Consider the following 26762-nt stretch of genomic DNA (forward strand, 5'->3'; position numbering starts at 1 on the left):
AAAGCAGAAAAACATCTTTATAATAGAAGAAATAAGCATTAATATTTACTGTGTTTTAATTCAGCCTAGCGTTTCTAGAATATCGCCTGCCCGTAATACACTAAAAGCGCCATCTTGAATTAACTGATTGCAACCTTCGGCGTGTCGATTTAACGGTGAGCCAGGTGAGGCATAAATATTTTTACCTTCATTTAAAGCAAAATCCACAGTTGTTAAACTACCGCTTTTTAATGTTGCTTCTACTACCCATACCCCTTGACTTAGAGCACTAATCAGTCGATTACGTTCGACAAATGTCCAACGACGAGCTACATTCGTTGGAGCATACTCGCTAATCACTAATCCTTTGGTCAATACTTGCTCAAATAATCGTTGATTTGTTCGGGGATGAAAACGAAACATGCCACTACCGAGCACCGCGATTGCTGCCCCTTTCTCTCGTAGTGTAAGACGATGCGCCCATGCATCAATACCAAGCGCTAACCCACTTACGATAACAATTTCTGCGCTCATTAATGCGGTTATAATTGGCTTCATCACCGCTTCAGCAGATGATGAGCACTGTCGTGAACCGACAATTGCGATTATTTTCTTACTTAAAAAGGTTAAGTTCCCTACAGCATAAAAATAAAGTGGGGCATCATGCATCGTTCGAAATGCGGCGGGATAAGCCATATCGGTTTCAGTAATAAAAACAATGCCCTCTGCTTTATAATCGAGCGCAAGCTTTGGTATCGCAACCATTCTCGTAGCTGATAGTCTCGATAAGCTTTGCCGTAATCTTGTTCGTGACTGGAATTGATGCGACTGTTCAAATAACCATTTTTTTCGTTCCGTCCACAATAAAAACGCCTCCTTTTCTCTAGTGTAAAAGAAAAAGAGGCGAGAACTTTGATATTTATTGCCTAACGTTACTTAACGAAGTACCTTTTTAACCGGTGAAAACGTTAAACGGTGAATCGGACACGCACCAAGCGATTCTAAACCTGCTAAATGCTTCGCAGTACCATAGCCAAAATTATGTTCGAAATCATACCCTGGATAAGTAACCGCATAATCTGTCATCATTTGATCACGCACAACCTTCGCGACGATTGAAGCTGCTGCAATTGAAATGCTTTTTTGATCGCCTTTAATGAGCGATAATACAGCTGTTTCTTTATAGATCAACGGCATTGCATCGACCAAAACAGCCTCAGGTTGTACCTCAAGCTGGGCAAGGGCATCGAGCATTGCCACTTTTGAGGCCTCATAAATATTAATTTCATCAATGGTCTTTTCAGTGACAATACCGACACCAATCGCTAATGCTTCTGCTTTGATTGCCTCGTATAACGCCTGTTTTTTAGCAAAACTTAACTTTTTCGAGTCATCAATACCGATTAATTGTGTATTCTGTGGCAAAATAACAGCTGCAGCTACAACTGGACCTGCTAGCGGGCCACGACCCACCTCATCGACACCTGCAATCACCTGATAGTTTTTCACTTGAAACGCTCGTTCGTATGTCAACATTTCTTCACGTTTGGCAATGAGCTGTTGGGCTGCATCGAACCTGTTATACCATTGTTTTAAAGCGAGTTGTACACCTTTGCGTTCGTCTGCTTTTAATCTTTCGAGCAAGCTATCAGTCGGTTCTTTCACTGTTTGTAGCGCCTGTTTAATGGCAGCGATACTGTCACGATGGCTCACTGGTTGCCACCTCTTCGTATTCATCGGGACGGTCTAATGTGACACGGCCCATTTTGAGCGCTCTGAAATCACGGACGAAATGTTCAGCTGCTCGGCTGTAGTCAATAAACTCTTCATCCATCAGTTGACGGTTTTTAGCGATACGTTCAAGCATTTCTTTGCCTGTTAACGGTTCTTCAGTTCCTAAATAATCGGTGAGGAACGTTGGATAAAAAGCACCCACATAATCGTAACCGTATTCTGCGACCTCAGTTAAGTCCAAAATATCATCTTTAATTGCACCGGTTAAAGCCAGACGGAAGCCGACATCGCTGTCTTCAAATTTCGGCCATAAAATACCAGGTGTATCTAATAAATCAAGTTCTTTACCGACTTTGATCCATTGTTGTGCCTTTGTTACGCCGGGACGGTTACCCGTCTGTGTGATGTTCTTTTTAACGAGGCGATTAATTAACGTCGATTTACCGACATTTGGAATACCTAAAATCATCGCACGAATCGCACGCGGTTTCATCCCACGGAGACGGTTACGCTCGATTTTTTCACTCATTTCAGCTTGAGCGGCCTTTGTTAACTTATGTAAGCCTTGCCCATCTTTTGAGTTAATAGCCACTGCACGAATGCCTTGTTTTTCGTAGTAAGCCAACCATTTTTCAGTCATGCTCGGATCAGCCATATCGGCCTTATTTAAAATCAACACCCGACGCTTTTGATGAATAATTTCGTGCATCATCGGATTGGCTGAACTAATTGGCAGACGAGCGTCTACCAACTCAAAAATAATATCGACTAACTTTAATTTTTCTGTCACTTGGCGACGTGCTTTAGCCATGTGCCCTGGGAACCATTGTATTGGCATTTTTTCCTCCTATTTGATCGTTCTCATGTGATTGATTGGTAAATAGACATATTTGGCAACACCGATGATATGGTCGCTTGTCACTGTCCCAAAATAACGACTGTCGTTACTGTTGTCACGATTATCACCTAAGACATAATACGTATTATCATCAACCACAATATCATAATCACTCATGAACGTATCATTTTCATTTAATTTTTCGCGGTATTGTTGTAAGTATGGCTCGGCTTTAAGCTTACCATTAATATAAAGTTGGTCATTTTTATAGACCAGATGATCACCTGGCATACCAATGACACGCTTGACGTACTGCTGTTTTTCGATGTTAAAGACAATTGTGTCAAATCGTTTGACATCACTCAAGCGATTAACTAACACGACTTCTCCCATTTTCAAGGTTGGCATCATCGAATAACCGTCAATTGTAACAGGAATAAACATAAAAAAACGGAGGATAAGGCAAATAAGCAACGCAATCAAACTTAAGCGTAACCATCTAACTATGCTATATTTCGAATCTCTTGATAACCGCTTCATTGCTAATCCTCCTCGCCAAGAGACAAGCAATCACCCTTAGCCTCATTCATTATTAATCACGTGCTACACTCTAAAGACACCTTACTAATTATAGCATTATTCAACGCGTTTTAGATAGCAGTTATTTAAAGAACGTTAACAAAAAACACCTCGTACGATGCACGAAGTGTTGATTATGTCTGCTATTCAGTCCTGAATTATAAGTTTTTTTTACCCCATTTAATGACGACACCATCAATATCGCTTTCGTTAACAGCTCCAAAATAGCGACTATCATTACTCACGCGACGGTTATCTCCCATTAAAAAGTATTTGCCGGCTGGAATCTTCTCTACGACAAAATCAGGCGTTAAATTACCAGCTTCATTTGCCTTGAATTCATCGAGATACGGTTCTTCATATTTTTTATCATTAATATAAAGGGTGTCGTCTTTGAACTCAAGTTTGTCACCAGGTAGACCAATCACTCGTTTAATGTATTCTTGCGACTTATTATCCGGTGCTGGAAAAACGACAATATCAAAACGATCTGCTGTTTTTAATTTATTAATAAATAAATATTCACCCGAATAAAGCGTCGGATCCATTGAAGCGCCGTCGACTTTAACTGCTGCAAAGAGATAGGTTCGAACGACCATTGTAATTATCAGCGCTACAATAACAACTTTCAAAATGTCCCAAATAAAAGCACCTGCTTTTTTCATTGGCCATCCTCCTTTTTAATCAACTTACCTGTTTATTATAGCAAATACTCTTGTAATAATCGAACAAAAAGGAGCACTTTATCCACCTTTTTTTAATAAATTATTAGTTTAATATAAATATTTCACTCCGATGACGTTTAAGGTTTATTTTTTTACGAACGAATCAACCAATTGAGTATCACACCTTCGATGTCCGTTTGCTCAACCGGACCAAAACGACGGCTATCATTGCTTATCCGCCGATTATCGCCCATTAAAAAATAGCTATCCTCTGGCAGTTCATCAATGACGAAATCATCGGTCAATCTTCCGTTGACTTTCGCTTTAAACTCATCGAGGTACGGTTCTTGGTACGCTTTATCATTGATATAGAGCCTATCATCTTTATAAACAATTTTATCACCGGGCAGACCGATTACTCGCTTGATGTAATCCCCTTTACCCTCATTTGGTGCCGGAAAGACGACAATGTCGAAACGATTAGCCGTTTTCAACTTGTTTAACGCTAAATATTGTCCGTCATGTAAGGTTGGATCCATTGAGGCACCATCGACTTTAACAACGGCAAAAAGATACGTACGAATCACAAAGGTAAGTGCCAAGGCAATCACGACAATTTTAACTATTTCCAAGATCGATTTGACCGTCTTATTCATCTGGATCACCACTTTCCAAGCGATACTGTGCGACTGCACCAATTAAATTTGCGTCGTTAAAATAACGACAGGGTTGAATATCAACCGTAAGACCGCTCGCGTTATTAGTTGTGATGAGTTGTTCAACCCCAGTGGTTAAACGGGCTATCAAACCCGGGCGTTTCGAAATAGCACCGCCAATTAAGACTCGCTCTGGGTCAAAGGCGGTGATTAAGTTAAATAAGCCTACGCTTGTTTGATGATAAAATCGTTCAACAAACGCTGTCGCTCGAACATCACCGATACTGGCTAAGTCAAACAGTTCTTTACCTGATGTGGATTGCTGACTACAAGCAGAATAGGCCCGAGCAAGGTTAACTGGACTTGCGAGTTGGCTCCATGTTTCGCCTGTCTCACTGTTTAAAATCATGAGACCAAATTCACCACCAAATAAATGTTTTCCTACATGCAATTGTTTGTTGGTCACTACTGCACCGCCGATGCCAGAACCTAAAATGACTAACAAACTATTGTTTACATCGTTTGCATTGCCCCGCCACACTTCAGCTAAAGCTGCGCAATTGGCGTCATTTTGTATCGTCACCGGTACACCGAATAAGTTTGCAAGTTCAGCTTTAATCGTGAACCGATGAATGTAAGGTACCGCACTTAAGCCATAGATGACACCTTCTGCCGTATTAACGGCTCCAGGACAGCTGATTGCAACGCCTGTTATTCCGTTATACCGCTCTTTCAACACGAGGAAAAACGCTTTCATTTCTGACCAACTGCGATGCGTTGGTTCACTTTCAATTTCCCCTAAGCTATTAGCTTGCCATAGGCTGTATTTGATGGCTGAGCCACCGATGTCTATCGTTAATAGGTGTTTCATTTTATCCACTCCAACTCTTTAATTGTATTTAAACCATACCCTTTTTTTATAAATCGCCTACTTCGTTCAAAAAAATCACTCTTAAGTTTTTAAATTTATCGTCATTTTCTTGCTGAGCAACAAAACTAGGCCGGTAAAAACGACACAAACACCGATTAAGACAGCTAATTCAACCATTGGTGTGGTCAGCTGTCCTTGCCACTCATACGCTACTCCTAAATACGTTTTCAAGTAGACCGCTTCGTCTGACGGTAGCTTTGCCAATTTAGCATCCATTAAAACATGACGAAACAATGACGAAGCATAAGATAATGGATTAGCCTTAATCGCCCATTCAGCCACACCCGAGACATTGCCAATCGGAATATAAGCACCGGTAATAAAGCCTGCTAGCGCACCGAGAATACTCCCCACTGTCCGCAAGGTCGCCTCTGTTTGAATGAGGAGACAAATCACCAAACTGATAGCACTAGCACAAAGAGCTGTCAAGACCATCAAACCACATAATTTTCCGATTTCGCTCCCCGCAATGGTCATCCCATTGACTAAATAAAAATACCCATAACATACGACAAACACCGCGACTTGCATCAGTGTCGCAATCACCATCGCGCTCAAAAAATAACCGCTCAGCAACTGATAGCTTCGTAAATCAGTAATAGAAAAATCAACTAATTTATGACTCGTTTTATCTTTTATTAATTGGCCTAATGCCGAAAAAGATGTGGTTAAGGCCGTCACTGTTAAAATTGCACCGAGCAACCAACGGTCCAGTAACTCTGCCCCATTAGGGATAGACACAACGGTCGTCAACATGTTTTTTCGTAAAAACAACACATATAAAACGAATACAATTAACGCCCCCAATAAGGAGAAGAACACATTGGTTCTATTTTTAAAATACAACAGTAGATTTCGATGCAATATTGCTGTCATTGTTGCTCACCCCCTGTTAACTTAAGAAAAACGGCGGTCATATCCACGGGTTGATAACTAAAGTCCGTAATGAGGTCGTGATAAGTCGCTAACAGCGCCAGTGCTTCTTGCGGCGATTCAACGCGGATCCCAATCCCCTGATGCTCATCATGGCGGAGATTATCACGATATTCCGCCTGTATGCGCGTTGCATCTGTTAGCTGTAACCATAATGTTAAGCCGCCGTGTTTAGCTTTTAATGCTCGGGCTGACCCTTGTTCAACAATTCCACCCGCCTTTAACACGTACACTTGATCCGCTTCGTTGGCTTCCTCGATATAATGGGTCGTTAAAAAAATCGCTAATTGTTGTGACGTTTTCAAATAGTTAAGGAGGTGCCAAATTTCTGCTCGCGCTTGCACATCGAGACCTGCAGTCGGCTCATCTAAAAATAACACCTGTGGCTCATTAATAAGCGCCCGTGTAATATCGACCTTTCGTTTCATTCCACCGGATAAGTTACCATACCGTTGTTCCGCATAAGCCGACACTCCCGTCTTGATCATCAATTGTTCGATGGTCTCCTTACTAACATTTGCGTACATTTGTCCACGCAGGTACAAATTCACCCGTACCGTTAATTCTTCGTCTAAAATACTTTCTTGAAAGACGACACCGATGTTGAACTCTGTTTGTTTAAGCTGTGCAATGTCGTTCTCGTTATAGAGCACCCGGCCGCTCGTCGGTGTCAACGTTCCTATCATCATCCGAATCGTAGTCGATTTACCAGCCCCGTTCGTTCCTAAATAGGCAGTTAACTGTCCGCGTTCTAACGTCAAATCCAGTTGGTTGACAGCCCTTTTTTTCACCATAACGTTTCGTCAATTGCTCTGTGCGCATAATTATCATAAACACCCTCGCTTCTGTCTATCTGATACTCCCTATTAATTATACTTTAAATAGTCAGTTAGCACTACAAAAAAAACGCCTAGACTTCACATCTCTGTGGAACCTAAGCGTTGCTATGTTATTTAGTTTTGTTTTTTGGGGATGACGAATAAAATGGAGATGATCGCCAACACACAGAACAGAATGTTTGTAAGCAAACCAACTGTTGCCCCTGTTGTATAGCTAACACTAGCACTTAAACCATTGTAGATTGCCACTGAAATGGCAACACCTAAGGCACCACCGAGTGAACTAGCCATCTTATAAAGTCCGGCCGCCACACCTGCTTTTTCATTCGGTACACTTGAAATTGCAGTATCGGTTGATGGCGTCGCGTAAATACCGAGCCCCATTCCGAAGAAACTATAACCAATGAAAACAAGAATCTGATAGGCGATACCATCGACCATCGTTAATGCCATCAGCCCTACCCCAAAACCTGATAATAATGTACCGAGTAGCATCGGTTTACGCGCGCCGATTTTTTGTAATAATTTTTCACCAATTCGAATGGTAATTAATACTAAACAAAGGTAACCAATTGAGAGCATCCCTGTCTTAGCGGCTGATAGCCCCCGGCCTTGTTGCATGTATGTATTAATAACAATCATTGTCCCTGCCACAGCATTGAGCAAGAAGTTCGAAATGGTAGCCCCTGTGTAGCCGCGGTTCTCAAATAAGCTAAAGTCGATGAAGCTGTTACTTTTGCTTTTTTCAACCTTAACAAACAGTGTCACACCGATAATAATGACAAACGCTAACACGATACTTGTACCGCTTAACCAACCAAATTCGCTCCCTTTTGAGACTAAAATATTCAAGGCGATCATTGAGATAACAAACAGTGTCAAACCAAGTGAGTCGAATTTAGCCTTCACCGTTGTAATAACCTTACTTTCGGGTGTGCCCATTATTAACAGGGCACTAATTAACGAAATGATAATTGAAAAAATAAAGACATAACGCCACCCGAGTGAGCTTGCGATTGCGCCACCGAAAAATGAACATAAACCTGAACCACCCCATGAACCAATTGACCAAAAACTGAGGGCACGTTGACGTTCTTTTCCAGCATAATAGGTTTTTACGAGGGCCATTGTTGCCGGCATAATACAGGCTGCAGCTAACCCTTGTAAAATCCGACCACTAATAAAGAGTACCGAACCATTGGCTAATACGAGGGCCAATGAACCAATAATGTTAAAAGCGAGACCGGCATAAGTCAATTTCACCCGCCCGAGTTTATCAGCTAACCCACCAGCAACAACGATGAAAATACCTGAAAACAAACCGGTCATTGAAATACCAATATTTAATATCCCTGATGATACCCCTAAATCCTTTTGTACATCTGGCGCCATATTCAGTAACGATTGGGCAAAGAGCCAAAAAGTTAAGACCGAAAAGACAATCCCGACTAATAATTTATTCGTTCCCTTAAAATCCTGTGTCGCTTGTTGTGTTGAATTACTCATGATGTGTGCCTCCTTCTGTTAAATAATGAACGACTGCACTACTCATCACCTTACCTGCAATTAAAAGACAGTTTTCATCAATATCAAAATGAGGATGATGGTGAGGATATACTGGTTTTCCAGGTGTATGGGCACCAACAAAGAAGAAGCAACTCGGACGTTCTTCAGCATAATGAGCAAAATCTTCTGACGGTGTTTGCGGACCACAATCAAACACACGTGTCACTTCAGGTATATTATCAGCTCGAATGGCCTCCGTTACAAGTTGCGTCATTTCGGCATCATTAACACAGACCGGATAATCATTGGCATAATCTAACTCGTAAGTTAGTCCGAAGGCATCGCTAATCCCAGCTAAAATTTGTTTGAACTGTTGTTCAACAACAGCTCGTGTCTCTTCTTTCATCACACGGACATCACCTTCTAAAGTGACACTATCTTTAATGACATTGGCTGAGCCTTTTTCCATCGAAGGACCCAATTGTAACAGTAGCGGAATCAAACGGACTCACACGACGACTGACAATGGTTTGGATGGCATTAATAAACTGGGCACCCGCAACGATTGTATCATTCGCATCTTGAGGTGTTGAACCATGCCCGCCTTTACCTTGTAGCTTTACCTTAAAGGTTGCTCGGCCGGTGTGAACTGAGCCGGGATGAATCCCAACTGTGCCCACTTCCATGTTACTCATAACATGAATCCCAAAGACATTATCAATGCCTTCCAAACAGCCGGCTTTAATCATTCCGATTGAACCACCTGGTGGTACTTCTTCGGCCGGTTGATGAATAATTCGAACTGAACCTGGCAATTGCGCCTTCAGCTCAATTAAGCAATCGGCCAACACCATCATGTAAGCTGTATGACCATCATGGCCACAGGCATGCATCACACCCTCGTTCTCAGAGGCAAACGGTAAGCCAGTTGCTTCTTTAATCGGCAAGGCATCAAAGTCAGCCCGAATCGCTAGACTTGGTCCTGGTAAACCACCCTTAATATCAATTAATACTCCGTTTTGGCCACCAATTTGCGTTTTTACAACACAATCCTTGCCCTCATAAAAGGCAGCGATGTATTTGGCTGTTTCTGTCTCCTGAAATGATAATTCGGGATGTCTGTGAAGATGACGACGAATTTTGATCATCTCAGCTTCTTTTTCGTTAAGTAAGGTAAATAATTGCGCTTGTAATGTAGTCATAATGTTTCTCTCCTCTCAACTGATACTTTAAATTTAAAGTAAAAACACACCCTTAACAAGGTCGTTTCTTTCTAATAGACAGCCTTTTCATTTTTTTGATTTAAAACTGAAAAAAAAAGACCATAAAAAGAACTTATCAGCCCTTTTTATGGTATATTTTAACTACTCGGAGGGGGTTTTTGTCATTGACACTATAAATTATCGGTTGAATTATCACTACTTAACTAGCCACACACATTGTTTTTACAACGAAACAACATTATTACTCGTCTTAAAAGGAAAAATGGCTGTCACACGTGAATCTGAAGCCGTTCAGTTATGCGAGAGTGATTGTTTTATTCTCAATATCAATGATCGTATCGAAAAGACGCCACTAAATCACGAAGAAGCGGTTTATGTCGAATTAGCGATTAATAGTATCTTTTTCGCATCACAGTATCCAGCCTTTTTCCATACAGCTTTTTTCATAGGTGAATCAATGAGCTGCGTTCTCTTACGCAAGCAGATGGCTGAACTTTGTTTGATTGACTTTTCTTCAGACTCATTAAAAAAAAACAAAACAAACCATCGCCCTCCTTCAAGTCATTCTTACTATGACACAACAATTCAAACAAGAAAATACGCACGTAAACGCTCTACACAATAATCAAAAAATCAATGACATCATGACTTATATCGAAGACCATTTTGGAGAACAACTGGACCTCCATACGGTTGCAAACGTTTTTTTTTATGGCGAAGTCAACGTTATCTAAACTTTTCAAACGTGAAACTGGTTATTTTTTTTCTGACTACTTACGACTAATTCAAATAAGAGCAAGCGTAACAGAACTGCTCTATAACAAAAAAAAGCATTGAAACTATCGCCATTGATAATGGTTTTAAAACAGCAAAAACATTCAGACAACAGTTTAAAAAAAATCATTGGTGTCCCCCCCACAACTTATCGCCAGAAACAACAGCAGCAACCAAATTCTACTGTTTCTATGATTACTGAAACAAAAAACGCTTCAATTTTAACCCCGCTTTACCGATACGCAGATATTGTTTCAAACGAAGAACTCCCATTATTAACGACATCAAAACATCAACAATTAACAATCACTCCAAAAGCACCAACTAAACTAGAAAAACCCGGAGTGATTATTAACATCGAATCGCTTGAATGCCTGTCTCGAAAAAGTGTTCAAGCTGACATATGTGCGCTTATTAAAATTGCCAATATCAAATATATTGGCATCCACTCACTCATCAATGAAATACCGATAGCTAGTCAAATTTATCAAGAAGAACGTATCAATGCCTTCCCACAGTTTGAGGAATTAGATAATAGCTTTGCTTTTTTAGATGAATACAAGTTAGAACTGTTTTACAACTTTTCATTAACAGTTTATAGTCAACGTAATCATAAAGAAAGCACCTACATCTTGGAATTCATACAACACTATAATCGAACAAGAATTCAAAAACAACAACCCCTATGGCATTTTAATTGTCTACTCGATTTAAATTCGCTATCTAGAAATACTGAAATGTTTACAGATGTTGCTACTATTCTAAAAAAACCACCTGCCCTCGTGTCGAGTGGGAGCAGAAATGCCGATTGACGATCCTTTTACTACCAATTACATCAATCCAATGTATTATACTAAGGTTTTCGTGAAGTGTGATTTTCTATCTTTTGTGGCAGATCCTAACCATGTCTTTTTCAATGCCGATAATTTTAAAGATAAACAATCAAACCAACGTTATGTTATCGAAAAAACCCGATTCATCAAACAACAAATGCAACTTCATGGTATTGACTGTCCACTTTATTTGAGCGATTGGAATACTTTGACAGGGAACACTAGACGTTCTAACGGCTATTTTTTCCGAGGTGCAATCATTGTAAATGATTTAATAGCTTTAAATCATTTAGTAGATGGTTATGGTTTCTGGCTCAATATTGAGATTTATGAAAAACATGGACGTTCGAATAATGTCCATCCTGATGGTTTAGAATTATTTCATTATTTCAGTGGTAAACGTCCAACCTATTTTAGTCTAGAGCTAACACAACGACTTGAGGGAGAAATCATTTCACAAGGCGACAACTATCTTCTTACAGGTTACAACGGTCACTACCAGCTCTTACTTTGGCATACAACCTATTTCAACCCTGTCTATTCGTCTGAAGAAATTTTTGTTGCCGGTCACGCCATGTCTTTCTCAATCACAATGAATAATCTAAAACAAGCAAATTATCAAGTTAAACAACTCGAATTTAATCGTCATCACGGAGCTCTTTTCTATGCTTATGATAAATTTCAAGAGGCACCCTCACTTGATTATGAGACGCAAACATACATTAATGCAGCGACCCATTTACAATTGAAAAACTATCTTTTCAGATGCTCGCCAAAAAAGTCTCTATCACTCACGTTAGACGCGAATGCAGTTGTACTCTTAGAATTTAACTCGCTTTCTAACTAGTGCAAAGATTGTAATAATCGTCAAAACATTCTATACTTATAGTATATAACCGTAGATAGGAGGAATTAGTGATGCGAACCAATTCACTAATGTCAAAACGATGTTAGATTATCATTATGAAACATTCTTAACCGTATGCAAAACACTGAATTATACACGTGCTGCTGAATTAATGAATATGAGCCAACCGGCCGTTAGCAATCACATCGCTTTTTTAGAACAGCGAATGAATACTAAATTATTTATTCATAAAAACAAAAAAAGTTTTTTTTAACAGATGAAGGGAAGTTGTTATACGATAAAATACAATTCATGATGAACTATTCTAACAAAACACTCGATGAACTCAATTCGATGAATTATACAAAAATAAACCTCGGCTGTACGCTGGCTGTAAGCGATTATATTATCCCTTCTTTTTTCGTTGAGATGTTTAAAGAACAAAATGAATTTAAACTTAATGTATTAGTTGAAAATACCAAAACCTTATTGAGTTATCTTGCACAAGGTAAAATTGACGCTGCTTTTATTGAGGGAGATTTCAATAAAAAAAGTTTTTTTCAAGTATACCCTTTTCAAAAGCTACTATTATCGGTGTCTGCTCACCTGAATTTGAACTTGCTGATCACGTTCTTTCATTTGAAGATTTATTCGATTACGAGTTAATCGTTCGTGAATTAGGTTCAGGGACACGGAAATCCTTAGAGTCGCACTTATCGGAGGAACAAATTGATTTAGCTAGTTTTAAACATCAAACCACATTAGGTAGTATCGATCTCATCAAACGTGTCGTTGAACAAAATATCGGGATTACTTTTATGTTTGACGTCTGTGTCCAAGATGAATTAGCCCGAGGAACCCTCAAAAAACTCAACTTAAGTCGTGAATTCAAACCGAAACAAATGAATTTTGTCTATCTCTCAGATAACCCTACGACCGATTTCATTTTGAAAATGAGAGAACAATTCACTGATTAACCAAAATACATCTTCTCTATTAAAATGCAAATAAAAAAGAGTGGCTCAAATGCCACTCTTTTTATTGGTCATTGCCTCATTTCCGTCTAACTAACCAAAAAGCGACCAGCATAAGCTAGAATATAGCTCTAAATTACGTGGTCGCCTCAATTACTTGTTATTTGAAATCGTCTGGTCGAAACGTCGTTAAACTAAATTCATAGGCCAGAGCCTCTAGGATATTTTTCGACGCTCTACCATCACCATACGGATTATCCGCGCGAGACATTCGACGTTGTTCTTCAATATCATCCAACAATTCAATCATATGCCATTTCACCTCGTTTGCTTTTGTACCTACGAGTTTTAATGTTCCTGCTTCTATCCCCTCTGGACGCTCAGTCGTATCACGTAATACGAGCACAGGTACACCTAGAGATGGCGCCTCTTCTTGAACACCACCTGAATCACTCATGATAAAATAACTACGAGCTGCTATATTGTGAAAATCGATGACATCAAGTGGTTCAATCAAATGAACACGTGGATGATTGCCTAAAATACTTTTGGCCGCCTCTTGCACAACAGGATTCAAATGTACTGGATAAACAATTTCGACATCAGAATACAGATCAAGCACTTCACGTATTGCTTTAAAAACGCGGCGCATTGGTGTCCCTTGATTTTCACGACGATGCATTGTTAATAAAATCAGCCGGTTTCCCGATTGAATTTTATTCAAAACTGAATGAGAGTAATCATCAGATACAGTATAATTAAGTGCATCAATTGCAGTATTTCCAGTCACATAAATGTGCTCTTTAGGATGCGATTCTTTAAGAAGATTTTGAGCACTTGCATCGGTAGGTGCAAAATAAAAATCAGATAAAACATCTACAACTTGTCTGTTCATTTCCTCAGGGAAAGGGGATTTTTTATTCCAGGTTCGCAAACCTGCTTCAACATGCCCGATTTTTATTTGATTATAAAAAGCAGAAAGACACGCTGCAAAAGTCGTTGTCGTGTCACCATGTACAAGTACTACGTCAGGTTTTTCCGCCAACATTACTTCTTCAAGTCCTGTTAAAACATTGGCTGTTACTTTTGCTAGTGTTTGTTTATCTTTCATGACATCGAGATCGTAATCAGGGGAAATCCCAAATTGATGCAACACTTGGTCGAGCATTTGACGATGTTGAGCTGTGACCGCTACTACTGACTCAAACCGATTGGATTGTTTTTCAAGTTCTAATACTAGCGGCGCCATTTTTATTGCCTCCGGGCGTGTACCAAATATCGTCATAACTTTTATTTTTTTCATTTCACTGCTCCTTTTCTTATAAATAATAAATACTCGTTATTAGAAAAGTGGTCATAAATAACAAATACAACCATGTATACCACTTCACTTGTATTTTTTTACGTTCGATTTTTTCGTAAGGAATTGTTTGCTTGAGCATTTGCTGATGTTGTTGATTTTCTCTTACTGGTACTGCTAGTTGTTTAATGTCATTAACAAACTGCTGGTACTCATCACATACCTGCTTTGCAGGACCATATTTTCTTACACGACCACCTTCTAACCATAAGGCTTTATTGCATAATTGGCGGATTTGAGCGAGCGAATGACTGACATAAAAAATTGTTTTTCCTTCGGCTTTAAAATCGTTAATTTTATCAATACATTTTTGATAAAAGGTTTGATCACCAACAGCTAATGCCTCGTCAATAATTAGACAATCTGGATTCATATGAATCGCGACACTGAAACCGAGTTTTGCCTTCATTCCACTCGAATAACTTTTTACCGGTTGATATAAAAAATCACCAAGCTCAGAAAAAACAACCATTTGCGATAACAGTACGCCACTCTCTTTCTCACTGAGACCATGAAACAAACATTTCAAACGCATATTTTCAAATCCTGATAACGCAGGTTTCAAGCCAGCATTTATCGCTAATAAAGAAACCGTTCCTAAGCGTTTCACCTTGCCAGATGTAGGTGTCGTTACATCGGCTATGATATTCGATAACGTTGACTTTCCGGATCCATTTAGACCAAGTATTGCGACAACATCTCCTTGATGAGCTCTGAAGGAAACATTCTCAAGCCCGTTGAACTGCATTCTTTTGTGTGCGGTTAATGGCTTATTTATTCGTCTTTTTTTCAATTCAAACCGTTTCGTAACATTAATGCATTCAATTGCAATTTTATTCATTGACTCCTCCATTTACATATAATTCACATATTCTTTTTGATAGCGTTGATGAATATAAGCGCCGCAGGCAAATATTATGAGCGTGATACTCCAAAAATAACAACTATCCACAATCAAACTACGACCGTTATCAATCCCAAACCAACCAGATCGAAACCCTTCGATAATATGAAGTAACGGATTTAAATGCATTAACTTGGCAAGCAGTTGATGTTGACTAAAATCCAACTGAATAATGACGCCTGACAAAAACAATAACAAACGCATCGATGCATTAATCATCAATTGATAATCTCTGAACCGTACAGTTATACTAGCGTTCAACAAATTAATCGCACCTAAAAATAACCACATTTCAAAAAAAGCATAACTTAGTCTCCAGCCATTAACAGCTGAGGATGTACCCGTCACTGTCAAAATCAAACATAAAAGCAGAGACATTATTACAAATGCCGGTAAGTTTCTCACAAGTGCTATGCTTGGTAAAATCGTTGTCGAAAAATTTGTACGCACCACTAAGGGCAGTTGAGTATGTATCGATTTTGCACCTTGAATAACTGTGGCACTAATGAAAAACCAAGGAATGATACCTCCTAATAACCAACTGATATAAGGAATATCGCTAACACCGATACTTTCACGTGCTACAAAAACACCGAAAATAAGATAATATACCAAAACTTGGATTAAAGGACTGAGTAATTCCCACCAAAAACCTAGTCTATATAAATGGTAGGTTGCTTTTCGATCATACTGAGCTAATCGTAATATAATACGAAAATATAAAAAATGGACCTTTAAAACATTGAAAGAGGCTCTCATTCACCTGTTTCTCCCGCAACGAATTCCTCTACCCATTGACGCATCAATGGGCCAAAATAGGTACCTGTTAAGGAATGATCCTCGTAATCTGCTATATCAAGCATGTAAGGCACTTTCTTGGCATCGCAACCATCTAAAAACGGTTTTAAATGTTCTGTGTAATGATAGTCGAAACGACCCGCATGAAAATACATTTCTGGTATTTTTTTACAACTTAAAAATCGACTTTTTATAATATTGTTGAGATGATGATGCATTTGTTCAGGTCGATTACCTACCATTTTTTCATAGGCAGCCTTAACATATTTATTTTTACACAAACCTTCTGTACAAGTACTAATGTAAATTTGTGGATTCCCCACCAAAGTTTTTCCATAACTATAGGTTAGGGCATAATAGAGGGCAATTGAGCCACCTTTACTCGAACCTGCTGTAATAATATGGTTGGGACTAATGTTTAATTCATTCGCAATTTTAGTAATTAGAGCCACGACCGTCCGTTCATAATCACGCGCTCCTTCTCTTCCTAGGCAGAAACAAAATTGATCCTCGTACGAGTCTAAAATATACAAACGATTTACCGCAACACCATCTAAGGTACGAATGTAATTATAGACTGGTGGTTTACCTTTGTATTCATGCGTCGAAATTCCCGGAAAAATAACCACTAAATGATCTGATGGCGCCTCATGAAAAACGTACTTGACAGCTAAATCATTAAAATATATATCTTCCTTATAAAATTTAGCTTCCAATAACTTTCCTGTATGGTTATCAACGTAGGCGGTTTCACTCATTTTATTAATTATAAGTTTGCCGTTACGTTTTACGAAAAACTGGATTTTATAAGCACCACTTTCGATTGTTTCAAATGAAACAGTCAATTGACTATTTTTTACCATTTTATAGTTGCTGCGGTACATTATCCCATTGTTAACGATTACATAATAGGCGTAATTATATTCCGCATTGTCTGTTATATTTAACAATTCACCTGTCCAAGTGACTGTGGTCCCTGTCAATCCGGGGGAATTAATACGTAATTGTCCGTTCATCTACACACCTCTTAATTTATATTTTTACTTTTTAGCACCGTATTTTTTACGTAATGAAGGCGAAACTGCTTTTCTTTTTTCAATTTCATCACGAAAAAAAAAGAACGGCAGACCCCTTTTTTATACGTGTAATTTTTCCACGCTGAATTAATGAATAAAACCCTTGTTTTGAAATTTGCAAACACGCCAATGCTTCACTTGTAGAAAGGAACACAGTATCTAAATGTTCAACGCGTGGATCTTTTTCTGACATATCAATACTCCTATTCTTGACTGACTTTGATAATTAAATGAGTTAATTCGGCTGTTATCTTAACACAGTCAAAATATTCCATTGGATAACGTGACAAATGACTAATCTTAGTGCTATCAGTCATCTCAATTAAATTGACCATATCAGTGATAGTCGGTACTATAGAAGATTCTGGATAAATTGATTCCGCACCTTCCCAGTTTAAAATACAAGGAAATGCACCTGATGCCATGCCTTCCATCGGTGCTAAATGAAAGCTCTCATTGTCACTTGTCGATAAAGTGTACCCGATTTTTTTAAACCATTCGCCCATATCTGCACCATGTTTATCAATAATTACATGTTTTTTTTAATGGCCCTTTTCTTATACGTTCAAATTGTTCATCGTAGTATGCCATCTCAGCAGGACGATTTTTCATCCATTCTAAATCTGAAGGTAACTTTCCTTTAATAAACAAACGATAGCGTGGATCTTTTTCAATCAATTGTTCCAACACGTCCAAAGCTAAATCCAACCGTTTCAACTGCGGTAAAATTCCAACTAATCCTATATTAAACGCCGCACCTTTTTCTTTCGGTTTCGCAAAGACTTTAGTATCAATCATGTTGTAAATCATTATCATTTTTTCACGTGGCATCCCGCATTTTTGCTGAAAAACTTCGTATATGTGTGGCGAAACAGCAATGATTTTATCAATTGCCCTATAATTAAACTGGGCAGGATAAACCGTTTTGTTTTCTTGTGCATGAACGCGAACAATTAAATGTTGATGTTGATGTTTGTTTTTTGAATACCAAACAGTATTACCCAATCCCCATTCGCAAAAAATAACATCCGCCCAGTCTAACAATGCACGACTTTTACTTTCGTCGTGCTGATTATGACCAGACCACTGATCAATTTTCACTTCAAATTGTGAATCTGCTTCCCACTGTTTAATTGCCAACTTCAAAAATTTCAGATCATGACTTGCAACTAACAGTTTTATTGGCTCTTTTTTGAACGCCCACAGTACTGTTTTCAAACGCTGATAACTTGCATGAAAAGTATAGGGCCGAACAGCATCAAACGCCATTTTTGCAGCTCGTTCATAAAGCTGACTATCCGCTATTACATTTTTAATGATAGTTTGACAATCCCTTGTCGAATTAACAAATAAAGGGTAGTTGTTACCTAACAATTTCCGATGTAATTTTGTTGGACGACAAATGACTGGTTTACCTGCTCGACTATACTCTAATAACTTAGTTGATAACTCAACACTTTCATTATTATCAATTGATTCAGACCTAAACCCCATACCTAAGTCGGCTGATTCTATTAACAACTGTCCTTGCTTCCGAGAAACTGCACCATGCCATTTAACAGCCTCCATTTGGTCGAAACGTTCAATAAGTTCTGCTCTTCGATCATTAAGCGGTCCTTGGAATTTATCACCAGCAATGCTAAGGTCAATCGATACTTTAGCTTGCGTTAGACCATCAACGATATCTAACAGTTCTTCAATGTACCACTCTTCGGCAAATTTACCGGTGTAAATGAGCTTGTTATTGTTATTCTTAAATCGTGGTTGTTCTGTAATATTTGGAATCATTGGCTTTAAAAGTTCAATTTTCGATCCATTTTCTTTTGTTAATTCACAGAAAGCTTTTTTCATCTCTTCAGTTTGCAAAAATAGTTTTGGAAAGTCTTGATAAATTGCCTTTAATCGTCGCCGTTCTCCTTTTTTCGAATACTGTTGCCGATGCTCAAAATTTGTAATATAAGGGATTGTTTTAGCTGCTAATTCCTTTTCGTTTTGTAACGCCACTACTAAATCTAATCCCCGTACAATAATCAAATCGTACTTAAGTAGGTCATCCCGCTCCTTCATCAATGCAATGGCCTCAGAAATCGACATGCGATTACGATTTTCAAATGAATGTTGTTCATAAACTGTAAAGGTGTCAATCACAGCCACATTATCCAATTGCTCCATTTCACTAATTAGATGTTTATGTTTAATTTTAGCTTTCAATAAAATTTCGACATTCACATTTTTACCTACTGCTAACATATTTGCCATTGAAGTGAGCCATACTGCCGACCCATCAATAAAATTCAAATCCACATCACCATATACTAAAACATTTAACTGACGCATAAGTCCTCCTAATCTATTTTTCAACCTGATTTTTAAATTTCATTGGACATTGTCCCCCTTGTTTAATGAAGTTAAAGCGATCGCTGCTAAATAGTCGCTTACCCGCACTAAATTCAGATGCTAACGAGTCATCGATAGCCATACGTTCAAACAATTCAAACACATTATCTGATGTTACCATTTCCGTTTTAAAGAGAATTTGTCCATATCCACCATCACTTACGAATTGATAATCTAACCCTTTCTCTTGTTCAATTAATTGATTTTTCTTAAATAAAAAATGATTTTTTTTGACAATAATATCCGCTTCACTATATATAGCACTCGCAATCATATCTTCTAAGTAATGCTTGCCATAAAAATGTTGTAAATCAATGTAGGCACTGTATTTAGTATCAATAAGATCAGATAGAGACGGGATGTTTTTTAAATAAGGATAGTGATAAATTCGACAAGTTGATGTGTTATACTGATTCATCAACTGGGCATTAGCTGCATTAATTGTTGTCAGAAGAATAAGTTTTTTCGCTGGATAAAGCTGACTTTCAAATAATAATTTTGCTTTTTCTGCTTCTTTCTCATTTTTAGCCCGTACAATTATCGTGACGTCATTTTGATAAGTGTATGTAATGCCGATGTTTTTTAAAATTAAAGAGAGCCTATTCTGATACGTATGGTGAAGCATCACTTCTCGTATCCCTGCTAGTCTTTTTTGTTCGTAAAGTTGGTCATTATCTAAAACAACACGGAATTTTTCTTCTAACGAAGAAGTATCGTCACCTATCATAACAATATCTCCAAAGAAGCGTTTGATTCCCTCCGAGTAACTACTTATAATAGGTGTGCCTGAGGCAAGTCCTTCAAATACTCTTCGTGAAAACATCGTTGGTGAGTATTTAATGCTGTTAACATTAACCATATATTTATAACCTTTATACGCAAGTGGAATCTTTTTATAAGGTAAACTACCCTGTACACTTTTTTGGAAGCGTTCTGGAAATGAAAAGTCTGTTCGACCTTCTTTGTTCTTTTCATAGTTACGATCAAAAATATCCAATCCTTGAATCGTGGCAACCTCCAAAACTTCTTCCATATCATTGCGTCGTTCTACATGACGATTTCCATAATACGAACCTGCAAAAGATACCCCATCTTTCCGCTCATTTTTCAAACGAATCGGATTATGTAATCTCGGTTGGGCAGAAAAAGGGAGTGCGTAAACATTCTTATGCTTTGCACGGTTCTGGTAGTTTTCAATCATATTGGCATCTGTAGTATAGATATAATCAAATAACTCTGCCGTTTCAATGAATTTTTCAAAATGGATAGGGTCTTCTTTATTCCAAAAAACCGTTGGAATACCTCTGCTCTTACACCATTGCAACAATTGATGTAATGCTTCTTTATCTTGATTCGCATATTTAGCAATTTTAAATTCCCAACTACCACCATTTCCGCGCCATGCACTTTCCACGAATAATAAGTCCGGTTGTTGTTCTTCTAAAACCGCTTTGAAGTTTTCTGGCGAAAATGTAATCAGTTTAACTTCTTCTTGATAACAACTCATCGTAAACTCATCAAAAATGACGGCCATCTTCAACTCAGTTAAGTCATTGATTTTTGTTACTTTTTTTTAATAATTGTTGTGGCGCAGCTTTACTTATATCCTTATTTTTGTTCACTTGATCGATTCGCTTAATTTCACCTTTTTTGAGGATAACCATGCCTTTACCACTTATTTTCATTGCTATTCTAATTTCTTTTGTCATATCAGATAATGTATGGGTAATTGGCGCTTGGATTGAATATAATGTCGATGTTCGTTTTTCAACATGACTATATTCAATAATTGCTATGTGAACAGAGGCCTTACCAATCACCTCCGCATCAAAGTGTAAATGGATATGTTCGTTTTCTAATACTGGAATAAGCTCTTGAGGAAAACTTTTAAAATAGGTATTTTTCTCCAAGAGCGAAATATAATTTGCTTTGTCGGTTGTATTGGAAAATATTAAGTTATTATCTTGACTGTATTTATGGACTGTCGGATGTGAACTAAACCAATTTTCTAGTTTCATAATCGCTGTATTGGATAATAAAACAGGGTTGATTTGGTTTAAAATTTGTTGCTGTAGTTCTTCAATTTCAACTTTCCAAGTTTTCATTTACGTTATTCCCTTCACTCGTTTCTTTTTTAAAACCCAATATTTCCTCATCAATTTAATGATTTTAGTATTGTTTAATCGTTGATATCTTTCGTTCAGCTGTTTCAGTTCTAAATCTTTACGTTTTACTTCTGCAACTAAAATTGCGTGTGCTTGCTTAAGTTTCTCATGTAAAGAGCTTAATTCAGCTAGCTGTGTTTCTGTAATTTCCATCAAGTTTTTTTTGTTGTTCTAACACTTGAAAAACGGTACGCTGAAATTGAATGCGTTTTTTCTTTTTTCTACACGACTTGCTTCAATTTTTGTCTGAAAATCACGTTGTTCTGCCTTATAATGTTCAAGAGCGTGTATTGCTTCATCGCGTTCTATCTTCATTTTAGCCATCTCAGCTATTTGCTCTGTCACCTGTTGTTCCAATTGTTTGATTTTTGAAACTAGTGCACTTCCTTCTGTTTTCATGTGGTTTTCTCCTTCCTTAACCTAACGCTCTGCTTAGGATTTGATTGTTTTATAGACAGTAAGCAATTGCTTACTTTCATGCTCCCAATTGTATCGTTTACTTGCCTTTAACGCATTGTTCCTTAAGCATTCACGATATTCTGGATGCGCAATTAATAGATTAACAGCTTGCGCAATCGATTTTGCTGAATGGGAATCAACCAAAATCCCTGTTTTCTCCGTTAAAACAACCCGCTTCATTTCAGGGAATCGACTGGCTATGACTGGAACACCAGCCATCATGTATTCAAATAGCTTATTAGATGAGGCAGAAAAATGATTGTAACAGACGTTATTTAACACTTGAAACCCTAAATAAGCTTGTTTTGTATAGGTTGGCAAATCACTTAATGGCACTTTTTCTACAAATTTTATTCGATCAGATAACTGTTCTTTTTTAACACGAGTCACTAGTTCCAACTTCATTTTCCCATCACCAATCAGCACAAGAACACCTTTATTAAATAAAGGGACTGCCTCAATTAATTTATCTAATCCCCGTCCCGTTTGTATACCTCCTTGATATAGAAGAATAGGTTCTTCAGGAGGGATATTTAAAAGCTGATATAAATTACAATTGTTTTTACTAGCATTCTTTGTAACCGTTGGATAATTATGAATCACCGCTGGACGCCTTCCGTAGAGTTGCTCGATATAGTTTGCTCGCGTTATATTCTCATGAATGTAAACATCAACATGTTTTAGTAATTTCCGTTCAACCACTTCATACCATTTACTGTTATAACCGGTACGACTCGTTTGGATTTCATGTGAATCATAAACGAGTTTTGTACGTGTTACTTTTTTGATGATTACCCCCTGCAATAAGGTGTTCAAATCATTGCTGTGAACGATGTCACCTGGTGCTTTTAAAGCGACTAAAGTCATTTGCCAAAAGATATACCCGATACGAAGCCAACGTTTTTTTTTCATAAAGAAATAATAATAGGATTAAAGAAAGGCCTACGACAGGAATCGAATAATAGCCGATGACGAGTAAAATGCTCGCTAAAACAAACGCTAAAATGGATTTTTTCAATTGATTTAACTGGCCCAAAATAGGAAGTGTTCCCTTTACACGTGTCACTGTTAGATTATTAATGTCATTCTGAGGAAGCAAGCTTTGTGGTTTAGAGGGTTGGATTGCAATAAGTAGCACTTGATTCCCCGCCTCGGCTAACGTACCCACACTTCGCAATACCCTCGCATCATTCGTAAAGTGATTCCAAACAAGCATCGTTACTTTATTATTCATCTCGACAGACCTCTTTTAATTTTTGTTTATTCAAATCCCAATTGTAGTATTTCATCGCAAATTGCCAACCATTATTACCTAAATCCTGACGTAATTGCGGTGAATTTTTCAATAGTGTAATCGTATCTCTGATCGACTTAATCTCTTCCTCCTTAAAGACAAAACCACAGTGTGCCTGTTCAATAATAGATTTACTATAGCCTGAAACAACTGCAACTGTTGGAATAGAACAACCCATGTAGTCAATCAACTTTCCTGGTATTACCTTATGAAATGCTTGATGATCAGTTAGACTTAGAAAGGCTATATCTGCATCACGAATCATCTCCAATACATTTTTACGTGTATCAGGTGGAAGGATGCTTGTGTTTTGAGCTAAATTTTCAGCTAAAATACGTTGTTCTAATTGTGTTTTCTTATAACCATAACCGACAATTTTAAACTTAATTTCACAATCACCTGCCATTGCCTTCGCTAATTCACAAAAGACATCTAGATTTTGCGCAAGACCAATATTCCCTGCATAAATGACTGTGAATTTTTTTCGTTGTCTTTTTATGGTCTTTTTCAGCTCTTGTTCTGTTAAACCATTGGGAATAAAACTAATTTTAGAAGGATTTATTTCTTTATCTTGTAAGTATGTTAAAAAGCCCTCACTATTAATTAAAATTTCATCAGACGCTTGATAGACTTTATTTTCTAACCAGTATGCAGCTTTCATGTTGAAACTGTTTGTTTTCTTCCCAATCCCTCTAAGGCATCAGGCCATAAATCCCGCACATCGACAATTAAGCGTGCTTTCCATTTCCATTTAGCGATAATGCCAGGTATTGAGATGAAAATTGGCGGTGTTGAGATTAACACAATATCGTATTTCTCTTTTGAAAAAATTATCCGAAAAGTTAATTTGATAATTGTCTCTAAATATAACAGTAAACGAAAAAATAAATTGCTTGTATAATACTGTGTACGAATTGTCACACGTGTCACATTGGCAGGTGCTTCATCCCAAAATTTATTTTGTTGGTAAATCTCTTTATTCGGATAGGTCGGTGCCGATGTCAGAACATCAACTTGATGATCTTCACTTAATAAGGCAGCAATATTTTTAAGGCGATTGGCAGCACTGCCGATTTCAGGATAAAAATTTTGCGTTAGCACTAATATTTTTTTTACCAAACCGGTACACCTTTCCTAATTATGCCAGTTGAGTTGTTTGCTCAATCACTTTTTCTATGCGAGCAAGGTTCCCTAGGTTGATATAATTAATGTCATTAGCGGACACGTTAAGAATGTTTTTTGTGTCGAGGATATTTTTTTTGGTTCATATTTTCAAATGTTGTTGAGTCCATCTCTCTAAACGCACTATGATCCGTTAATACTAGAATTAAATCTGCGTTATTAATTGCCACAGCAAGATTTTTTTCCACGAAGGCTGCTTCAACATGAGGATCATAGGCCACTACCTCAAAACATTGTTGCGCTGTTAAGTGTTCATAAATTTCCATTGCAGGACTTTCACGAACATCATCGATATCTCCTTTATATGTAAGACCAAAAACTGTTATTTTTTTTTCCTGAATACTGTTGCATTAACTGGTTTGTCTTTGTTATTACAAACTGAGGCATTGATGTATTTATTTCACGTGACAACTGAATTAGAGGCGAATAATCTGGTGAAGCTGCTGCTATAAAATAAGGATCAATAGCCAAACAGTGACCCCCAACACCTGGCCCCGGTTGATGAAGGTTAACACGAGGATGTTTGTTAGCCATTTCAATTACTTTTAAGGCATCAATATCTAAATCAGCTGAAATTTTAACCAATTCATTCGCTAATGCAATATTGACATCTCGAAACGTATTTTCCATTAATTTAGAAAGTTCTGCTGTTCTGGCAGTTGTTAAAATGAGTTCCCCTTTAACAAATGTTTCATAGACTTCTTTTCCAGCTTGCGTACATTCTGCTGTGACACCACCAATGATTCGATTGTTATAGACAAGCTCATGAATGATTTGTCCTGGTAATACGCGTTCAGGACAATGCACGAGATAGATTGTTTCACCGATTATAAAACCAGCTTCTTCCAACATCGGTTGTACAAGATTTTCGGTTGATTGCGGTGCGACCGTCGATTCAAGAATGATTGTGTTACCCACTTCAACAAACGGTAAAATCGATTTAATCGCATTCGCAACATAACTCAAATCACAGGACTTTAAGTCATCGTTATGATTCGGAGTCGGAACTGCAATAATGAAAACATCTGCCTTTTCTGGCGTTAATGACGCCTTAAACGTTCCACAGGCAAGTGCATGATTGAGCTCCTCTTGCAACCCAGGCTCCTCAATATGTAAAATACCGCGATTTAATTGTTCGACAGTCAGACAATTAACATCTACCCCCACAACATCTTGGTTATGATTTGCAAACATAACAGCCGTAGGTAATCCAATATATCCTAATCCCATTGTTACTATTTTCATTTTTACATCCTCATATTCTATAGTTTTTTTGTCTTTAAAAGTTAGTAATGTCATCATTTCAGATGTGACATTACTTTAAAAATTGTTTACTCAGATTCAGGTATTTTAACCTTCCATTCTCCTAAAATTTCTTTCATTGGCATATACACTAAGATTGCCTCCGTCACAGAAGTTGGAATTTCAAAATAAACATCTCCTGAAACCTTATCATTCACTGCGATTTCTTGACCAATACTATTTCCTGGTGCATACACGTTGTATGTATCTTTACCAACTTTAAGCTTAAAATCGCCTCCACCGATACCTACTGCCATCTGATCATTGTTTTTGAAAGATAAGGTGAACATTACAATGTTTTTCTTATCATTCTTACCTGATTCAGTGGTTCTGATTTTTTTCAACTTCATTTCGATGTTGTCAATCGTCTTTGTTTTAAATTGTTGTTCCGCTGCAATGTTCTTTTGTTCTTTTTTTTCAGAAGTAACTCCACAGGCTGATAACAAGAACAAACATAGCAATGATACAAGCAGTATCGTTTTTTTACTCATTTCTTCACTCCATTCTTTTTATA

The 26762-nt window shown here is 37.8% G+C and carries 31 protein-coding genes and 2 pseudogenes; 5 read left to right on the forward strand and 28 right to left on the reverse strand.

Annotated elements, in window-relative coordinates; all coding sequences use genetic code 11:
• Positions 1-60: 60 nt before the first annotated feature.
• The 11 genes and pseudogenes from dprA to BCAMP_RS00350 all read right to left on the reverse strand — a co-directional run bounded on the left by dprA (position 61) and on the right by BCAMP_RS00350 (position 9862).
• A complete protein-coding gene (gene dprA / locus BCAMP_RS00300; RefSeq protein WP_051456752.1) occupies positions 61-843 on the reverse strand; it encodes a DNA-processing protein DprA in 783 nt (260 codons plus the stop codon).
• A gap of 72 nt (positions 844-915) precedes the next feature.
• Positions 916-1692: a ribonuclease HII gene (locus BCAMP_RS00305; RefSeq protein ID WP_035312761.1), complete on the reverse strand. Its 777-nt coding sequence runs from the start codon at positions 1690-1692 to the stop codon at positions 916-918.
• On the reverse strand, positions 1679-2551 hold the full coding sequence (gene ylqF, locus BCAMP_RS00310; RefSeq protein WP_035312762.1) for a ribosome biogenesis GTPase YlqF: 873 nt from the start codon (positions 2549-2551) through the stop codon (positions 1679-1681). Before ylqF ends, BCAMP_RS00305 begins: the two co-directional genes overlap by 14 nt.
• Positions 2552-2560: 9 nt before the next feature.
• The gene (gene lepB, locus BCAMP_RS00315; RefSeq protein ID WP_051456753.1) at positions 2561-3091 is read right to left on the reverse strand and encodes a signal peptidase I; all 531 of its coding nucleotides are present in this window, start codon (positions 3089-3091) and stop codon (positions 2561-2563) included.
• Between the two features lie 197 nt (positions 3092-3288).
• The gene (lepB, locus tag BCAMP_RS00320; protein ID WP_035312763.1) at positions 3289-3795 is read right to left on the reverse strand and encodes a signal peptidase I; all 507 of its coding nucleotides are present in this window, start codon (positions 3793-3795) and stop codon (positions 3289-3291) included.
• Between the two features lie 152 nt (positions 3796-3947).
• Positions 3948-4451 (reverse strand): signal peptidase I, encoded by a 504-nt coding sequence (gene lepB, locus BCAMP_RS00325; RefSeq protein WP_035312765.1) that lies wholly within the window; start codon positions 4449-4451, stop codon positions 3948-3950.
• Positions 4444-5322 carry an ROK family protein gene (locus BCAMP_RS00330; RefSeq protein ID WP_035312767.1) on the reverse strand — a complete coding sequence of 293 codons (879 nt, stop codon included), beginning with the start codon at positions 5320-5322 and terminating at the stop codon, positions 4444-4446. The genes lepB (BCAMP_RS00325) and BCAMP_RS00330 overlap by 8 nt, the downstream gene beginning before the upstream one ends.
• Positions 5323-5403: 81 nt before the next feature.
• Positions 5404-6258, reverse strand: coding sequence for an ABC transporter permease (locus BCAMP_RS00335; RefSeq protein ID WP_035312768.1), 855 nt, complete (start codon positions 6256-6258; stop codon positions 5404-5406).
• On the reverse strand, positions 6255-7109 hold the full coding sequence (locus BCAMP_RS00340) for an ABC transporter ATP-binding protein (RefSeq protein WP_198015658.1): 855 nt from the start codon (positions 7107-7109) through the stop codon (positions 6255-6257). The genes BCAMP_RS00335 and BCAMP_RS00340 overlap by 4 nt, the downstream gene beginning before the upstream one ends.
• A 159-nt stretch (positions 7110-7268) precedes the next feature.
• Positions 7269-8660, reverse strand: a complete 1392-nt coding sequence (locus BCAMP_RS00345; protein ID WP_035312770.1) for an MFS transporter — start codon at positions 8658-8660, stop codon at positions 7269-7271.
• A pseudogene (locus BCAMP_RS00350) lies at positions 8653-9862 on the reverse strand (M20 family metallopeptidase). Before BCAMP_RS00350 ends, BCAMP_RS00345 begins: the two are co-directional and overlap by 8 nt.
• A gap of 283 nt (positions 9863-10145) precedes the next feature.
• Here BCAMP_RS00350 and BCAMP_RS00355 point away from each other — a divergent pair.
• From BCAMP_RS00355 to BCAMP_RS14935, 5 genes are all read left to right on the forward strand, one after another.
• Positions 10146-10508: a hypothetical protein gene (locus tag BCAMP_RS00355; RefSeq protein WP_156921066.1), complete on the forward strand. Its 363-nt coding sequence runs from the start codon at positions 10146-10148 to the stop codon at positions 10506-10508.
• 229 nt (positions 10509-10737) lie between these two features.
• Positions 10738-11469, forward strand: coding sequence for a hypothetical protein (locus BCAMP_RS00360; RefSeq protein WP_035312774.1), 732 nt, complete (start codon positions 10738-10740; stop codon positions 11467-11469).
• Positions 11459-12337: a hypothetical protein gene (locus BCAMP_RS00365; RefSeq protein WP_035312776.1), complete on the forward strand. Its 879-nt coding sequence runs from the start codon at positions 11459-11461 to the stop codon at positions 12335-12337. The genes BCAMP_RS00360 and BCAMP_RS00365 overlap by 11 nt, the downstream gene beginning before the upstream one ends.
• 100 nt (positions 12338-12437) lie before the next feature.
• Positions 12438-12611 (forward strand): helix-turn-helix domain-containing protein, encoded by a 174-nt coding sequence (locus BCAMP_RS14930; RefSeq protein ID WP_084038366.1) that lies wholly within the window; start codon positions 12438-12440, stop codon positions 12609-12611.
• A 292-nt stretch (positions 12612-12903) separates the two neighbouring features.
• Positions 12904-13314, forward strand: a complete 411-nt coding sequence (locus tag BCAMP_RS14935; RefSeq protein ID WP_084038368.1) for a LysR substrate-binding domain-containing protein — start codon at positions 12904-12906, stop codon at positions 13312-13314.
• 157 nt (positions 13315-13471) lie between these two features.
• Here the strand turns inward: BCAMP_RS14935 and wecB are convergent, their stop codons facing one another.
• The 17 genes and pseudogenes from wecB to BCAMP_RS00440 form a co-directional block, all read right to left on the reverse strand.
• A complete protein-coding gene (gene wecB / locus BCAMP_RS00375; protein WP_035312778.1) occupies positions 13472-14614 on the reverse strand; it encodes a non-hydrolyzing UDP-N-acetylglucosamine 2-epimerase in 1143 nt (380 codons plus the stop codon).
• A 16-nt stretch (positions 14615-14630) separates the two neighbouring features.
• Positions 14631-15512, reverse strand: coding sequence for an ABC transporter ATP-binding protein (locus BCAMP_RS00380; protein WP_035312779.1), 882 nt, complete (start codon positions 15510-15512; stop codon positions 14631-14633).
• A gap of 12 nt (positions 15513-15524) precedes the next feature.
• On the reverse strand, positions 15525-16334 hold the full coding sequence (locus BCAMP_RS00385) for an ABC transporter permease (protein WP_051456755.1): 810 nt from the start codon (positions 16332-16334) through the stop codon (positions 15525-15527).
• Positions 16331-17389 (reverse strand): hypothetical protein, encoded by a 1059-nt coding sequence (locus tag BCAMP_RS00390; RefSeq protein WP_035312781.1) that lies wholly within the window; start codon positions 17387-17389, stop codon positions 16331-16333. Before BCAMP_RS00390 ends, BCAMP_RS00385 begins: the two co-directional genes overlap by 4 nt.
• A gap of 88 nt (positions 17390-17477) precedes the next feature.
• The gene (locus BCAMP_RS00395) at positions 17478-17642 is read right to left on the reverse strand and encodes a helix-turn-helix domain-containing protein (protein WP_232217867.1); all 165 of its coding nucleotides are present in this window, start codon (positions 17640-17642) and stop codon (positions 17478-17480) included.
• A 10-nt stretch (positions 17643-17652) separates the two neighbouring features.
• On the reverse strand, positions 17653-17955 hold the full coding sequence (locus BCAMP_RS12225) for a hypothetical protein (protein ID WP_051456756.1): 303 nt from the start codon (positions 17953-17955) through the stop codon (positions 17653-17655).
• Positions 17956-17971: 16 nt separating this feature from the next.
• The gene (locus tag BCAMP_RS12230; protein WP_051456757.1) at positions 17972-19786 is read right to left on the reverse strand and encodes a glycosyltransferase; all 1815 of its coding nucleotides are present in this window, start codon (positions 19784-19786) and stop codon (positions 17972-17974) included.
• A gap of 13 nt (positions 19787-19799) precedes the next feature.
• Complete coding sequence (locus BCAMP_RS00405; protein WP_198015659.1) at positions 19800-21353, reverse strand: CgeB family protein; 1554 nt, start codon at positions 21351-21353, stop codon at positions 19800-19802.
• A gap of 43 nt (positions 21354-21396) precedes the next feature.
• Positions 21397-21951: a hypothetical protein gene (locus BCAMP_RS00410; RefSeq protein WP_035312783.1), complete on the reverse strand. Its 555-nt coding sequence runs from the start codon at positions 21949-21951 to the stop codon at positions 21397-21399.
• On the reverse strand, positions 21952-22164 hold the full coding sequence (locus BCAMP_RS00415; protein ID WP_035312784.1) for a hypothetical protein: 213 nt from the start codon (positions 22162-22164) through the stop codon (positions 21952-21954).
• A gap of 18 nt (positions 22165-22182) precedes the next feature.
• The gene (locus BCAMP_RS00420) at positions 22183-22410 is read right to left on the reverse strand and encodes a hypothetical protein (RefSeq protein WP_035312785.1); all 228 of its coding nucleotides are present in this window, start codon (positions 22408-22410) and stop codon (positions 22183-22185) included.
• A 33-nt stretch (positions 22411-22443) separates the two neighbouring features.
• Positions 22444-23382, reverse strand: coding sequence for a glycosyltransferase family 4 protein (locus BCAMP_RS00425; RefSeq protein WP_332248485.1), 939 nt, complete (start codon positions 23380-23382; stop codon positions 22444-22446).
• Positions 23306-23704 (reverse strand): hypothetical protein, encoded by a 399-nt coding sequence (locus BCAMP_RS14850; protein WP_332248486.1) that lies wholly within the window; start codon positions 23702-23704, stop codon positions 23306-23308. Before BCAMP_RS14850 ends, BCAMP_RS00425 begins: the two co-directional genes overlap by 77 nt.
• Positions 23697-24425 (reverse strand): glycosyltransferase family 4 protein, encoded by a 729-nt coding sequence (locus BCAMP_RS12895; RefSeq protein WP_084038370.1) that lies wholly within the window; start codon positions 24423-24425, stop codon positions 23697-23699. Before BCAMP_RS12895 ends, BCAMP_RS14850 begins: the two co-directional genes overlap by 8 nt.
• Positions 24422-24883: a glycosyltransferase gene (locus tag BCAMP_RS12900; RefSeq protein ID WP_084038372.1), complete on the reverse strand. Its 462-nt coding sequence runs from the start codon at positions 24881-24883 to the stop codon at positions 24422-24424. Before BCAMP_RS12900 ends, BCAMP_RS12895 begins: the two co-directional genes overlap by 4 nt.
• 19 nt (positions 24884-24902) lie before the next feature.
• Positions 24903-26191: pseudogene (locus BCAMP_RS00435) on the reverse strand (nucleotide sugar dehydrogenase).
• A gap of 86 nt (positions 26192-26277) precedes the next feature.
• Complete coding sequence (locus BCAMP_RS00440; protein WP_035312786.1) at positions 26278-26739, reverse strand: DUF4352 domain-containing protein; 462 nt, start codon at positions 26737-26739, stop codon at positions 26278-26280.
• Between the last annotated feature and the right edge of the window lie 23 nt (positions 26740-26762).

The sequence above is a fragment of the Brochothrix campestris FSL F6-1037 genome (genome assembly GCF_000525915.1).
Classification (GTDB): Bacteria; Bacillota; Bacilli; order Lactobacillales; family Listeriaceae; genus Brochothrix; species Brochothrix campestris.